Origin of the sequence: Winogradskyella sp. Asnod2-B02-A (assembly GCF_045063645.1) — a bacterium.
GTDB lineage: Bacteria > Bacteroidota > Bacteroidia > Flavobacteriales > Flavobacteriaceae > Winogradskyella.
The window spans coordinates 1,485,704-1,501,357 of record NZ_JBEFOG010000027.1 but is presented as its reverse complement, the minus strand read 5'-3'; the positions used below and the strand labels follow the sequence as shown (position 1 = coordinate 1,501,357).

12 protein-coding genes are annotated in these 15,654 nt (G+C 32.4%); 1 reads left to right on the top strand and 11 read right to left on the bottom strand.

Translation table 11 applies throughout. From position 1 onward, the window contains the following. Positions 1–109 precede the first annotated feature (109 nt). Genes ACJJVO_RS14545 through ACJJVO_RS14520 form a run of 6 tightly spaced genes read right to left on the bottom strand, consistent with a single transcriptional unit; the run spans position 110 to position 5,507 of the window. Positions 110–952, bottom strand: a complete 843-nt coding sequence (locus ACJJVO_RS14545; RefSeq protein WP_405575386.1) for a pseudouridine synthase — start codon at positions 950–952, stop codon at positions 110–112. 41 nt (positions 953–993) lie between these two features. Further along, positions 994–1,941: a carbon-nitrogen hydrolase family protein gene (locus ACJJVO_RS14540; protein WP_405575384.1), complete on the bottom strand. Its 948-nt coding sequence runs from the start codon at positions 1,939–1,941 to the stop codon at positions 994–996. After that, entirely contained in the window at positions 1,942–2,844 is a 903-nt protein-coding gene (locus tag ACJJVO_RS14535; RefSeq protein ID WP_405575382.1) for a geranylgeranylglycerol-phosphate geranylgeranyltransferase, read from the bottom strand. A 60-nt stretch (positions 2,845–2,904) separates the two neighbouring features. Continuing rightward, a complete protein-coding gene (locus ACJJVO_RS14530; protein ID WP_405575380.1) occupies positions 2,905–3,834 on the bottom strand; it encodes a mevalonate kinase in 930 nt (309 codons plus the stop codon). A gap of 34 nt (positions 3,835–3,868) precedes the next feature. Continuing rightward, the gene (gene mvaD, locus ACJJVO_RS14525) at positions 3,869–4,966 is read right to left on the bottom strand and encodes a diphosphomevalonate decarboxylase (protein WP_405575378.1); all 1,098 of its coding nucleotides are present in this window, start codon (positions 4,964–4,966) and stop codon (positions 3,869–3,871) included. A 1-nt stretch (position 4,967) separates the two neighbouring features. Continuing rightward, positions 4,968–5,507 carry a DUF1697 domain-containing protein gene (locus tag ACJJVO_RS14520; RefSeq protein ID WP_405575376.1) on the bottom strand — a complete coding sequence of 180 codons (540 nt, stop codon included), beginning with the start codon at positions 5,505–5,507 and terminating at the stop codon, positions 4,968–4,970. A gap of 225 nt (positions 5,508–5,732) precedes the next feature. On the opposite strand from ACJJVO_RS14520, the gene ACJJVO_RS14515 reads away from it, so the two are divergent. Further along, the gene (locus ACJJVO_RS14515; RefSeq protein ID WP_405575374.1) at positions 5,733–8,009 is read left to right on the top strand and encodes a response regulator; all 2,277 of its coding nucleotides are present in this window, start codon (positions 5,733–5,735) and stop codon (positions 8,007–8,009) included. Here ACJJVO_RS14515 and ACJJVO_RS14510 read toward each other — a convergent pair. The 5 genes from ACJJVO_RS14510 to ACJJVO_RS14490 form a co-directional block, all read right to left on the bottom strand. Then, positions 7,976–9,193: an NAD(P)/FAD-dependent oxidoreductase gene (locus tag ACJJVO_RS14510; protein WP_405575372.1), complete on the bottom strand. Its 1,218-nt coding sequence runs from the start codon at positions 9,191–9,193 to the stop codon at positions 7,976–7,978. The genes ACJJVO_RS14515 and ACJJVO_RS14510 overlap by 34 nt on opposite strands. Positions 9,194–9,273: 80 nt before the next feature. After that, entirely contained in the window at positions 9,274–9,762 is a 489-nt protein-coding gene (locus tag ACJJVO_RS14505; protein WP_405575370.1) for a hypothetical protein, read from the bottom strand. 24 nt (positions 9,763–9,786) lie between these two features. Further along, complete coding sequence (locus tag ACJJVO_RS14500; protein WP_405575368.1) at positions 9,787–11,907, bottom strand: glycoside hydrolase family 97 protein; 2,121 nt, start codon at positions 11,905–11,907, stop codon at positions 9,787–9,789. A 33-nt stretch (positions 11,908–11,940) separates the two neighbouring features. Next, a complete protein-coding gene (locus ACJJVO_RS14495) occupies positions 11,941–13,620 on the bottom strand; it encodes an alpha-amylase family glycosyl hydrolase (RefSeq protein ID WP_405575366.1) in 1,680 nt (559 codons plus the stop codon). 134 nt (positions 13,621–13,754) lie between these two features. Then, the gene (locus tag ACJJVO_RS14490; RefSeq protein ID WP_405575364.1) at positions 13,755–15,650 is read right to left on the bottom strand and encodes an alpha-amylase family glycosyl hydrolase; all 1,896 of its coding nucleotides are present in this window, start codon (positions 15,648–15,650) and stop codon (positions 13,755–13,757) included. Between the last annotated feature and the right edge of the window lie 4 nt (positions 15,651–15,654).

The window sequence follows — 15,654 nt, the reverse complement described above, 5'->3', positions numbered from 1 at the left end:
TATTTGGGGCTGCAATATAGAAAAAAATTAACACCTAGTCGTCAAAATGAATCATTTATTCGATGAACGGTAAGGTGCTTAATATTGAATTCACTGCTCTATTTTGCTATTAGAGCATCTTTAAAGTATTTATTTCTTGCTCAGTTAAGTGTTTCCAATGTCCACGAGGTATATCCTTCTTAGTTAAATGACCAATAGCTACACAATCAATTCTAACAATATCGTAGTGAAGGTTATCAAAGATGGTATGTAAAATAGTATTTCCTGTATTTTTTATTTTAATTCCAATATGGTTTTTAGATTCATCTTTAATATAACTAATCTCTTCAACAGCAATTAATTTACCATCTACTTTAAAACCTTCTTGAATCTTTTTGAGATCTTCAAATTTCAAATTCTTATCTAATTCAACTTGAAATAAACGTGCCACACCATTTTTAGAATTGGTGAATTTTTGCATTACTTTATCATCATTTGTAAACAATAATAAACCTACAGAGTTTCTACCAAGACGACCTATGGGTTTTATGTTAGCACTTGTAGCATTAGCTACTAAATCCATAACAGTTTTACCTTTACTTTCTGCTGTAGTTGTAGCGAAACCTTTTGGCTTATTTAGTAAGACATAAACGCTTGGTTCTGGCATAATACGTTGCCCATCAAACCTTACTTCGTCCGTACGCTTTACTTTATAACCCATTTCAGTGACTACCTTACCATTAACGGTTACTAAACCTATAGCGATATTCTCATCAGCTTCGCGTCGCGAACAGATACCAGAGTTACCTATATATTTGTTTAAACGCATCTCATCTGGATTAGATGATTTTTTTACAGCTTGTGTATTCTTCTTTATAGGAGCATTTCCTCTAGCATAACTTTTGGTCTTGCTATTTGCATTTCCTCTTCCTGTAATCTTTCCTTTTCCTTTGCCGTCTTGATTTCTGCTCATGTTGTAATTTTTCGCAAAGGTAAAACAAAAGTTGACATTAACTATTTAATTTCAACAGTAGTTTGTCGTTCACGGTTTACAGTCAGCTTAGTAACATCTGGTCGAGAATAATGACCAACCACATCAAAGTTTTGACGCTCTTCTAAAACACGATTGAAATCTATAGTTTGAATAATTAATCCTTCTTTATGTAAAACTGGTTCAATAATCCATTCACCATCCGGACCTGCAATACAACTTCCTCCGTTAGCTAAATTATCTGGTGCATTTTTTAAAATAGCATCTAAATGAGGTGTATTTTTAGGGAAATCAGATTTAGACATCAAACTTGACACCGAAACCACATAAGAACGTGATTCTCTAGCTATAAAACGTGTAATATCTTTAGTATTATGATCACTACCTGGCCAAACGGCTATATGTAAATTCTCACCTTGCCCATATAAAGCTGTTCGAGGCAAAGGCATCCAATTTTCCCAGCAATTAAGACCACCAACAGTAAAATCTTTAAGTGGATGCACCTTTAATCCATTACCATCTCCTGGTGCCCAAGTTAAGCGCTCATCATAAGTTGGTTGTAATTTTCTATGTACGGATTTTACTTTTCCTTCTTCATTGATATAAACCAAAGACGCATAAATACTATGACCTCCTCTATCCGTTGGCCGTTCCATAATCCCCAAATAAATAGCTATTTTATTTAGTTTAGCTAAGCTACAAACTGCATCTAATTCACCTTTTTCAATACAAATAGAATTCCTCACATAATGTGCGTGTAATTCTTTGTTTACTTTTTTATCCCATTCTGCACCTCCTGTTAAAGCAAGCCAAAACGGATAACCTGGCAATAAGGCTTCACCAAAAACTATAAGCTCGCAATCTTGGTTTGCTGCATCTCTTATGGAATTTTCAATTTTTTGTAAAGTAGCCTTTTTATCTAACCAAACTGGTGCAATTTGAGCCATTGCAATTTTTAACGTAGAATTCATTTAAATACGGTTTAAAACAACTGAAACATCTATAAGCAATATAGAAAACACACCTGCTACAATTATAAATTTTAAAATATTATGAAGCGTTAAGTAATGGGTTTTATTACTCGATTTCAGTAAAATAATAAGATAAACAAGCAATAAGACTATACTGAGATAAAAGTAATAATACATGTGGCCAATTTTAAAAAATAAAATCAATAAGACAGCCGAAATCATAGTTAAAACTGCCACAACAGTAAGCATACGTTTAGATATTTTTTCACCATAAACCACAGGAACAGTCCTATAATTTAGAGCCAAATCCCCTTTTATATTTTCTAAATCCTTGGTGAGTTCTCGCATAGAGATTAATAAAAACAAAAATATACCATGTGCAAAAACCACTTTTTCGAAATTTTGGTAATAAATAAATATGACAAAAAATGGGGTTACTGTTAATATCGCAGAAACCATATTTCCAATAATTGGTAGTTTTTTTAATCGATGTGAATAAAACCAAATCGCAAAAATATAAACGGCAAAAAAGATAACCGCTTTAAACGAGACATAACTTGCAAAAACAACTGCTACAAAATTAAGTACAAAATAAAAGGATAGTTTTGTGTTTTGACTCACCAAACGATCTAACATCGTTTTTCTTGGTTTGTTGATTAAGTCTTTTTCGGAATCGTAAAAATTATTAATGATATAACCCGAAGCAATTGTAGCTGAAGATGCCAGTACAAGCATCAGCAAATTAACATCTAACAAAACGGATTTTAACGGTTTGTGGTGCGCAAAAATATAAACCGAAGCTAAATATTGTGCAATGACAATAACTAGAATATTGTAACCTCTTACTACTGAAAACAGGCTGAAAAATTTAAGAAGAATATGTTTCTGCCGTCTAGATAACATGAGTTAATTAGGTAAATCTTGAAAGAACACTTAAAAAACGTTCAATATAACTAAATTGGTTTAGAAATTATAAACAACCTCTAACTTCTGACCTTTTAAAGCTTCTTTAGCTCTGTCTATATTTTCCGTAAAGCCTAAGATATAACCTCCACCTCCAGAACCACAAAGTTTTAAATAGTAATCATTAGTTTCAAGCCCATTTTTCCATAGCTCATGAAACTGAGAAGGAATCATAGGTTTAAAGTTATTTAAAACAACTTTAGAAAGTTGCTTTGTGTTTTTAAATAAAGATTTTAAATCCCCTTTTAAGAAATCATCTACACAAGCATCGGTATGTTTTATAAACTGGTCTTTTAGCATACTACGGAAACCTTCATTTTTCATGTTTTCCATAAAAATACTCACCATTGGTGCCGTTTCACCAACAATACCACTATCTAATAAAAACACAGCGCCTTTACCATCTGTTTGTTGCGATGGAATACCTGTAGCTTCAATATTATCTTTAGAATTAATTAAAATAGGAAGGCTTAAATAACTGTTTAAAGGATCTAATCCAGAAGATTTTCCGTGGAAAAAAGATTCCATTTCAGAGAAAATCGTTTTTAATTTTAAAAGCTTTTCACGTGTAAGATTTTCTAAAACTGTAATCTTATCTGATGCATATTTATCATAAATAGCAGCAACTAAAGCACCACTACTTCCAACACCATATCCTTGAGGAATAGAAGAATCAAAGTACATCCCTTTATCAACATCATTTTGCAATGTATCAATATCAAAAGTTACTAATTCTTTATTAAGTTCTCTTAAATATGCAACGTAACACACTAAACTTTCGTTAGATTTAATTGCTTCTTGAGAAGGGTCTTTATCAACTTTTAAAGCTCCATTATAAAAATTATAAGGAATAGATAAGCCTTTAGAATCTTTGATAATTCCGTATTCACCGAATAATAAAATCTTTGAATAAAATAATGGTCCCTTCATAAGTTATAAGCAATTACTTTAACAAATATACGTATTAAAATTGTATTTGGTTTGCGCCTTGTCCGATTTGGTCGCAAATATAGTGTCCGTTTTGGCAATAGCTAACCAATTCATCCTTAATAAATTCGAGTACATTTTCTTTTTCACTTTCGGGATAAAGGACATGCACATTTGCACCAGCATCTAAGGTAAAACAAACCTTAGAATCTGTTTTTTCTCTAAATGCCCAAATTTTATTAATGATTTCTAATGTATTTGGTTTCATTAATATGAAATATGGCATACTCGTCATCATCATGGCATGTAGCGTTAAGGCCTCACTTTCAACGATTTTTATAAATTCGTTTAAGTCGCCAGAAGCCAAAATAGCTTTCAATTTTGCTAAATTAACATGTGCCTGTTCAAAACGCTCTTTTGCAAATGGGTGACCATACATTAACTGATGACCAACGGTACTGCTCACCTGCTTTTCACCTTTATCGACTAATAAAATAGTGTCTTGATACTTCTTAAAGTTTGAATGTACATCGCCTTCAAATTTTACACCATATAAATCAGAACTATCATCTATACTTTCATTTTTTCCCCAAACTACCAATTCGCCTTCAATGCTTCTACAAGCACTTCCAGAACCTAACCTTGCAAGGAATGATGATTTTTGGTTGAAAAAATCTTTAGATTCTTCGCTATCGTTCTGAATGTCAGATAGCTCATTTTCAATACTCATTAAACACAGTGCAATCGCACTCATGCCAGATGCCGAAGATGCAATCCCAGAACTATGTGGAAATGTATTTGATGTTTCTATTTTAAAATGATAATCCTTTAAAAAAGGCATATAGGTTTCTATACGCTCAAAAAAAGTTTGAATTTTTGGTTTGAAAGCTTCGTTTTTTTCACCTTCAAAATAAATATCAAAACTAAAACCTTTTGCTTCCTTCTTTGTATAAGTGATTTCAGTAATGGTTTTACAGTCTGAAAGTGTAAAACTTATTGAAGGATTTTCTGGAATTTGATGTTTCTTTTTTCCCCAATATTTTACCAAAGCAATATTACTTGGTGAAGCCCATTTTACGGAACCACTTTCTTTATTGGTATTATATGATTTAAGAATAAAATCTTGTTCTGTCATGCTAGTCATTTGTCTGTGACAAAGATAATAGTTTTACCATTGTTTTATAATTTCTTGCGGTAGCATTCACATTCAATTTTTTCTCAAAATAACTGAGATTGAATTTTGCACGACCATAACCTTTAGCGCAAAACAAGTAAATACAGTCATTAAGAATCACATAATCATCATCTGGATATGTTTTTTGAGAGGCCTCTTTAACCAAAATCTCTTGTGGAATCTCACTTAACATAACAAAATAACTCTCTGCTTTTTTAGCATCTGAAAAAGGACAGTTTGAAAAAATTACAGATAATTCATCTCTGGCTCTAACCATAATTGGTACTTCAAAACCAAAATGGTCTAAAATAGATTTCTGAATACTATTTTCTAAGAATTTTAAATCATCATTAATAGATTGAAAAATAACATTACCACTCTGAATGTAAGTTTTAACACTTTGCAAACCAGATTTAGTTAACAATTCTCTAAGCTCTGCCATTGGCACTTTTTTGTGTCCACCAACATTAATTCCTCTTAAAAGTGCGATATAGGTTTGCATAAATTGAAATTACCAATATTTATGAAACAAATGTAATACCATAATAGCCACTTTTAAAATTATCTAATGTTTAGCATAATTATACATTTTTAATAAAAGCATCTCACTAGCGATACTCCTAATTTCGCAAAACAAAAAAACCTATGAAACGCATTTAAAAACGTTTAACAGTGTGAGTTTTTACAAAAAAGTGTAGTTTTACAACAACCTTAACCACCAATCTACATGTGTTTCCCCAAACCAAACACTGCTATAGTATTGTTTATAAGCTTAATAACTAATATTTTCTTTGCTCGAGCACAAGAATCACTTATAAGCGTTGATAGTAGTTCTTGCACTTTTAACAGTTACAAGTTAGATTTACTTGTTAAAAACGATAGTCTTTATCAAGCAACAATGCTTCTAAATGAAGCTATAAGTTTTTCTAAAAAATACAATCTAAAAAAAACTGAAGCAAAATCCTATAATGCTTTAGGTCATGTATTGACAAGAATGTCAAATTTTAAGAAAGCTGAAAACTACTTCGAAAAGGCATTAAAAATATACGATTCTCTAAATGTAAAAAAAGGCTTAGACCTATCTTATTCAGGCCTACTTAATACATATGTTTTAGAAAAAGAGTATTCAAAATTTGATAGTCTCTATCCAAAAGCTCAAGAAATATCTAAGATGCTGAATAGCGAGATCTATTTTATAAATCTAGAATATAAGATAAAAAAAGATTATTTCAGTTTAGATAACATTAGTATGTTAGCATCTAGTGAATTCGGATTAAAGGCCTTAAAACAGACCAATTTTGATACCTTAAACTATTCTAAGAACTACCGAACAAAACATCTGAAACAGAATTTATATCAATCTTATAAGTATTATAATGCCATAGCAAACATAAAATCTTCAAATTATAAAGAAGCCTCTTTTAAACCCTTATTTTCTATAAATGAAGAGGAACTAAAAGCTACTATTTCAGGTGATTTAGACCCTTATAAAAAATTAGCCTCTTTTAATTATTACAAATACCTTTATTATGCCAATAGCAAGAAAAATTTAGATTCAGCTAATAAATACTTGCTAAAATCTGATACTTATAAATATAGAGCACTAAATAATTTAGAACTTCAGAATACTAGAAACGGAGAGTTAGTTTATAAAATTATAAATGCTGAGCAAAAGCTAGCGTTAGCAAACGAAATTCGCAAGGAAGAAGCACTTAACTCAAAAATATTTTTAGTAAGCACTATAATAATGAGTATTGTTTTAGCTATAATCTTAACTGTTTTTTACTTTTACTTTAAGGCTAGAAAGAATATTGTTAAGATTAATAATGCGCTAAAAAAATCTAACTCTAAACTTATTGAAATTGACAAAGATCGACTCGAATTTTTCTCTATTCTAAGCCATGAGTTGCGCACACCGATTTATGGCATAAGTGGTTTAGCTACACTTATAGATCAAGAAAACGATAGTATTAAAAAACAATCGTATTTAGATTCATTAAAATCATCAAGCAACTACCTATCCATTTTAATTGATAACATTTTACAAGCTAACAGACTTAAATTTGATAATAAAACCCTTCGATTGAAACCAGATAAAATCGAAAAAATTGTTAGCCATGTTATGAGCACAATTGCAATAGCTGCTAAAAACAAAGATTTAAAACTGATTGTTAACATTGACAAATCAGACGAAAATGAATATATATTGGTAGATAAAGTAGCTTTTAGTCAAATATTAATCAATTTGGCTTACAATGCTATCCGTTATACTAAAAAGGGTTCTATAACTATCAATGTCTTTGAAAAAAGTAGAAATGGTGAGGAAATCACTTTACGCTTTGAGATTAAAGACACAGGCATTGGTATTAAAGAAGAGCACAGATCTGTTGTTTTTAGTGCTTTTGAAAACAAGACGTTTTTAAATAAAAACAGTAGTGGTTCTGGATTAGGACTCTATATTGTAAAGACCTTATTAAAAAGCCACAATTCTGATATTGATTTTGTATCAACACCAAATAAGGGTACTTGTTTTTTCTTTGAAATCAAGTTTCAACTTTCTATATCAGAAGAAAATAAAAGCACACCCACACTTTTGCCGCATAGAGACATGCATATTTTAATTGTTGATGATAATAAAATCAACCTATTAATCACAAAAAAGAATATTGAAAAAATTGCTGGTTACAGTTGCCAAACAATCTCTAATGGTAGAGAAGCCATATCTATTGTAAAAGAGAAGGATTTCGATTTAATATTAATGGATATTAATATGCCAGACATGGATGGTTATGAAGTTACAAAGCACATAAGAATGTTTAATCCTTATATTCCTGTACTGGCACTTACGGCATTAAATTCTTCAGAGATTTCTGCAAAGGCTGAAGCTTCTGGTATCAACCAAATTATTACAAAACCTTATATATTCGAAGATTTCAAGGCTATAATTCTATCTTATGGCAATACGTATAATCAATGCAACATTATAGATGCAGAAGCAATATAAGCACCTGTCCATGCATTTTGAAAATTAAAACCTCCTGTTACAGCATCTACATTAATAACTTCACCAGCAAAGTATAGATTAGGTATTCGTTTACTTTCGAAAGTTTTAAAATTTACCTCTTTTAAATCCACACCTCCTGCGGTAACAAACTCGTCTTTAAACGTACTTTTTCCTGTAACCTGAAAAGTAGCCTTTGTTAATTGCCCAGCTAAATTTTCTAGTTGTTGTTTATTGATATCTGCCCATCGCTCATTTTCGCCAATATGGGCTGCTAAAATTAACTGTTTCCAAAGGCGTTTTGGTAAATCGAATTGTGTTGAATTAATAAGTGTCTTTTTAGCAAATTCTTGTTTGCAATTTTTGAGTTCGTCTAAACAGCTCTCAGTATCCAAGCTTATAAAATTAACTTCAATTTGAAAGTTGTAATTCCGCTTTGCTAATTCTACAGCTCCAAAAGCAGACAGCTTTAAAATAGCTGGTGCACTCATTCCAACGTGAGTGATTAAAAGTGGACCACTAGATTCTAAATCGGTGCCAACAACTTTTATTTCGGTATGTTTTGCAACAACGCCAGGTATATCTTTTATCCGTTTATCTTTTATATCAAAAGTAAATAGCGATGGTACTGGTTGTATAATAGTATGTCCTAAATCCTCAAGTAATTGCCAGATTTTAGGATTACTTCCTGTAGCAACTAATAATTTTTCAGATTCAAAAGTTCCTTGTGAGGTTTCAATTTTAAATCCAGTATCTAACGGATGAATCGCTTTAACAGCATGATTGTATAGTAACTCTACATTATGTTTCTCTGCTTCATTTAAAAAACAATCTATAATAGTCTGAGAAGAGTTTGAAACCGGAAACATTCTACCATCTTCTTCAATCTTTAACTCCACTCCGCGTTCTTCAAACCAAGCAATAGTATCACCAGTCATAAAACTATGAAAAGGACCTAAAAGTTCTTTTTCTCCCCTAGGATAATTCAATACTAATTCAGAAGGAATAAATTCGGCATGCGTAACGTTACATCGTCCACCACCTGAGATTTTAACTTTTTGCAAACCTTCTTTACCTCGTTCTAGGATAGCGACAGATAGGTCTGGATATTGCTCTGCGATGTTAATTGCTGCAAAAAAACCTGCGGCTCCTCCACCTATTATAATGATATCTTTGTGATTATTCAATGTTGTGATTTAAAAAAGATAAAACTACAATCTTATACGTCAATAGACTAATACTTTTTTAATGATTAAAAAAAGAAATACTAAAGTCCTAAATGTCCATAGGTCCAGTTAGCACCATCACTAATAAAAATTAGAGTTTTAGTGATATCTCCTCCATCATTTCCCACATCTGCTGCCATTGTTACCGAGCCTAGAGGACCTTGACTATTTCTACCATCTCCACGAAAAAACTCTACTCCAGTACCTGCTGTAGCATTAGCACCAAATGTGTAAATAACGGCATTTTCTGAGTCAGAAATATTTCTAAGAATATATATTCTACCTGGAACGATTGTCGCGTTTGGTAATATAAACTCTACATTGAATGCTGTTGGTGATAAATTAATATAAACACCATCATCAATTGGTGTTGCAGTACCACTAGGACCACCATTATAATCAACAACTTTAATTGATAAATTACCATTAATATCTAAAGTGCTTTTAGGATCTGTAGTCCCAATGCCTACTTGAGCATTAATACTATTAAAACAAAATGTAAATACGATTATTAGAAGTATATTTTTCATAAGGGATAAAAAATTACATTAATATTATTTCTTTTTTAAACTGATAGCAAATCCTCCACCTTGAGCTAATTTTAAAGTTAATTGAGAGTTTTTATTAAGTTCAGTTCTTTCTATTGTTAAATCTAATGGGTTATCGTCCCAATGCGCATTTTCTCCATCTTTGTATATGATTGCTTCATAGGTTTCATTAGCGTCTAAAAAGCTAAAATCTAGCTCTAAAGATCTTGCATTTTCATCTGTAATTCCGCCTACAAACCAGTTAGCAGTCTCTCTTTCTTTTCTTGCAATAGTCACATAATCACCAACTTCACCATTTAAAACTACTGATTTTTCCCAATCTACACCAACATCTTTGATGAACTGCAAAGGTTTTGGGTTAGCTTCATAATGTTCTACCAAATCGGCTGCCATTTGCACTGGACTATAGATTACCACATACAAAGCCAATTGCTGAGCTATCGTTGTATTGACTTGATTATCCTTTTTGTATTCATCGAACTTTATATTGAAAATACCTGGTGTAAAATCTATTGGTCCAGATAACATTCTGGTAAAAGCGACAATAGATAAATGTTCTGGTGGATTTCCACCATCGCTTGCCCAAGCATTAAATTCTTGTCCGCGTAAACCTTCTCTAGATATAATATTAGGATATGTTCTTCGTAAACCCGTCGCTTTTATTGGTTCGTGTGCATTCACGGCAACCTCATATTTAGCCGCTTTAATGGCTGCATTATTGTAATGATTTACCATATATTGGCCATGATGATATTCTCCTTTTGGTAAAATTTTACCTACGTATCCAGATTTTACAGCATGCATTCCATATTTCTGCATTAAAGCATAAGCAGTATCTTGTTGTTTATCGTAAGTTTCTGTCGCTGCAGAAGTTTCATGATGCATAATAATACTCACCCCTTTTTCTTTTCCATAACGCACTACTTCATCGATATCATAGTCTGGATATGGTGTTACAAAATCAAAAACACCTTCTCTGTCTTCAAAACCAATCCAATGCTCCCAACCAGTGTTCCAACCTTCCACTAAAACACCTCCTATATTGTTTTTTGCAGAGAAGTCTATAAAATTCTTTACATTTTCTGTAGTTGCTCCATGATGTCCATGAGATTTTCCCCCGTCTGTCCATGTACTCATATCTTGCGTCATTCCATAATCCCAAGATGATTTCCCTAAATGCATTTCCCACCAAACTCCTGTATATTTCATTGGTTTAAACCATGAAACATCTCCTATTTTATTTGGTTCGTTAAGATTAACAATAAGCTTCGATTCAATTAAATCTGGAGCATTATCCGAAATCTGAATCGTTCTCCAAGGAGTATTAAAAGGCATTGTTTTTTTCACCTTATAATCTCTATTTTCAGAACCTACTAAGTTGCTTTTTAGATCAAGATTTTCTGTATCTACTTTTAAAGTCATACCAGAATAATCAACTAAAGCCGCTTCATGAAAACTAAGATGTGTGCCATCTTCGCCCACCATGGTTACTGGTGTATTTACAGCATTTTCTGGAATATAAGTTTGTGCTAGATTCTTATGATTAGCAAATTGTAAGGCATCAATTTCTGAAAGATTTGTGGTGTTATACAAATGCTCATAAATATCCCAATCACCAGGTATCCAAAAAGTTTTGTAATCTTCAGTTAAATTGAATTCGGTATTTTCTTCGGTAATGAAAACATCACCTTTTAACCTTGCTTGTTCTGGAAACTCATATCTAAACCCAATACCATCATCATAGACTTTAAAAACAATATTTAGAAAACGCTCTGGACTTGTTTTTTCTTGGAGTTTTACTGTTAGCCCATTGTAATTATTAACCACATCTAACTGTTCTCCCCAAGGCATTTGCCATGTTTCATTGTATGTTGAAGTGCTTGTGTTTTTAATAATAAAATTTTTATGAAAAGAAGGAGCGTCTTTAAATTCAAAACCTAAATAAGACGTATCAACAACAGTTTTATTATTGAATTGCACCATATAAAATGGACGACCTTCACTATTGACATTGAAATTAACTGTCACTTTTTCGTTTGGTGAATTAATCTCGGTGATACGTTTATCTTGTGTTTTACATGAAATCACAAGTAATGCGACCGCTATGTTTAATAGAAATACTTTCATAATATAATTTTAAAACCTTTTAAGGCACAATGTTTATCTTACTTTCTCTAGCAAAACGATATCAAATTGCGATTTTATAATAACTGTTCCATTTTTAACTTCTGCCGATTCATTAGAATAAGCATCATGTATCATATCTCCATCTTCAAAAACCTTAGACACATCAATTACTTTTTCTCCTTTATCTAATTTTAATCCAATAACCACAAAATCTTTAAAATCTCCTTTTTGGAAACTTCTATAGAAATAATAAGGTGAAGCTGTTATCATCTGATGAGTTCCTGCTCCAATAGCTGGATGCTTGGCTCTAAATTGCCCTAATTTTTGCCAATGTGTTAAAACCTTCTTTGTTCTTTTTCGTTTGGCAATAGAATCCCAATTCATCATAGAACGTAACTTCGCATCACCTTCAGTACCATGTACAGCAAGTGTTCTTGCGGATTCATCACCATAATATACTTGTGAAGTTCCTGGCGACAACAATAACTTGTTAGCAGTTTCAAAAGGTTTTTTTCTTACCGCATCAAATGGTTGACCATCATCATGCGAACTTAAATAGTTTAGTGTCCCGAATCCTTTTAATTCATTATGTAAAACATCATCATAATGAGCAAATAAATCTTGATAATCATTGTCCTTAGCATTGTATTTGAATTCAAAGTTGATAAGACTTTGAAAACTTGGCGGATCAAAATAATTCACTTTTCGATCTCCAAAATCAAATTCTTGACCAGAACTTACCCCATAATTATAGACTTCACCAACGAGATAAAAATTATTATCATCTAAAACCTTATCTAAATTATGCTTCTTATACTGTGAAAATGCAAAATCACATTCTGCCTTAAACTCTTCCCAAACGTATTCTTCAGTATGTTTTACAGTATCTGCTCTGTAACCATCCACACCGAATTCTGTAATATAATCTGTTAACCACTTTATAATGTAAAAGCGAGGAGCTCTTGGATAGCCTGTGCGCTCAAAAAAGGCATCGAGTTCTTTTACTTCTTGCTCATAACGCCCTTCTGCTTTCCACTTTTCTACTAATTGTGGTGGCAACTCTACATTTTCATTGCTCTCTGTTCTAATATCTGGCAGATTAGCAACCAACGTACAACTTATTGTATTTTCATAATTATCATAAGAACATTGCTTATCTGTTCTCACCCATTCTTCTGGCCAAACTGGATCTTTTTCAGTTACAGGACCTGTATGGTTAATTACCGCATCTAGTACAATTCTTATGCCTCTTGCATGTGCTTCTTTTACTAACTCATGCAAATCTTCTTTGGTACCAAAATTAGGATCAATTTTTGTCCAGTCTTTTGTCCAATAGCCATGAAAACCATAAGTTACTCCTGTGCCTTCATCTGTTCCTCCATGAATTTGTTCAACAATTGGTGTCATCCAAATGGCATTGATTCCTAAATCCGTGAAATAGCCTTCTTTTACTTTTTGAGTAATACCTTTAATATCTCCACCCTTAAAACCTCTTAATTTTGCTGTTTCTTTGGTTCTATCGAAATTGATGTCATTGGAGGTATCTCCGTTATTGAATCTATCTGTTAGTAAGAAATAGAGGTTTGCACCTTCCCAAACAAAAGGTGTTTCTAGAACTTCTGATGTTTCTAATGCAGCAGTTTGTTTTTCGGTCTCCTTATTTTTGCAACTCAAAGTGATAAGAATTATAGTAAATAAAAATATTTTTTTCATCTTTTGTGCCCATAAAAACGGGTATCTTTTTATTAAACTTTTATTTAAAAAACCTATAAGGTTCTAAGTTGATATCTTCTGCTTTAAGACTTGTCAGGTTTTAAAAATCTGATAAGTCTAAATTCTAAATGATGCTAATTAATTTTTAATATAAAAGACTCTAAAGGTTTTATATCTATTCTAACTTCAGCTTTACCATTTTCGACTTTTAAAGTTGAAGTATAAGTGTTATACAACTGATCTTTCACTTCATATTCTCCATCTTGAAGTCCCAATTTCTGAACTAAATCCTCTGGTATTTGCAACTCGAAACCATACGTATTTTCCGCATTGAAGTTGGAAATAATGATCAGTTTTTCTTCAGCACTCCATCTTACAAACGACAATACTTTATCATTATACCATTCTGTATTTTGGTGGTTATAATGCTGAATATCTTGATAGTCTCCCATTAAAGCCGAACTATTAATGGTAAAATTTAACAAGCGCTTATAGAAATCACGAAGCTCTTTTTCTTGCTCTGTAGATTGACCTCCATCAAACTTTTTATCGTTTACCCAACGTACCTGACTTGGCACTGAACCATAATCGAAAATGGAAGTCCGTGTTGGATCCCCAAAGCCTAAATCTTCCGCTCCTGGCTCACCGAACTCTTGCCCAAAATAAATCATTGTTGGTGCAGTTGATGACGTTGCAGAAACCACCATTGCAGGTTTTCCTTTTTCTGCGCTTCCGGCAAAATCAGGACTTGCAATACGCTGCTCATCATGGTTCTCTAAGAAGTGAAGCATGTTGTGCTCAATATCTCTTAAATCATTTAAAATTGGCGGCACATTATCTGTACTTCCGTGTCCTTGCATTACATGTTTTAGCGTATCGTACAACTGAACTTTATCATACAAATAATCCATTTTACCCTTTCTAATGTAATCTCTGTATAAACTTGGGTTATAAACCTCAGCTAATAAAAAGGCATCCGGATTTTTCATTTTTATAGCTGAATTCATGTAACTCCAAAATTCAACAGGCACCATTTCTGCCATATCATAGCGGAAACCATCCACACCTTTTGCTGTCCAATACAATGCGATATCTTTAAATTTTTTCCATGAACTTGGAACGGTTTTATCTTTCCAAAACTCAAAGTGCTTTTTGTAATCTTCATTATCAAAACCCTCTGGTAATTCGTCAAAATCTTTTCTACCTTCTGGTGAAATTCCGTAATTTACTTTTACGGTTTCATACCAATCATTGATATCTGGTTGTGATGCTCTTGAGCCATTTCCTGTCCATTTTGCAGGTATCTCTGTAAACTTACTATCTGCCAATGGATTCTTTTCTCCACCTAAAGGCTGGTAACCATGTTTCCATTCTGGCACTTTAAAAGCCTCACCAGGATTATAATAGAAGTTATTATTAACATCGTATGTTTTTGTTTTATCATCTTCTGCACCAAAATCTGAAGCACCTTCTGGATTAGATAAACTTTGATAATTTCTTGCCACGTGATTAGGAACAATATCAATAATCACTTTTAATCCTGCTTTGTGAGAACGTTCTATTAAGGCTTCAAATTCTTCTAATCTATTTTTAACATTTACGGCTAAATCTGGGTTTACATTGTAATAATCCTTAACTGCATATGGAGAACCTGCTCTACCTTTTACAATATCTGGATCGTCATTAGAAATGCCGTATTTTGTGTAATCCGTTATCACATCATGGTGTGGCACACCTGTATACCAAATATGTGTTACTCCTAAATCTTTGATTTCACTTAAAGCTTTATCCGTAAAATCATTAAATTTACCAACACCATTTTCTTCAAGTGTTCCCCAAGGTTTGTTGGTTGTATTTGTATTTCCGAATAAACGTGTAAACACTTGATATACGACTTCTTTTTTCTTCATGTTTTGTTTTATTTCATTATCACTGAGACTCGTCTCAGTGTTGACGTCCTTTGTTTCGTTTTTGCATCCAAAACAGCTAAAGATAATCAATAGTAATGTTATATTCTTAATCAGTTTCATTCGG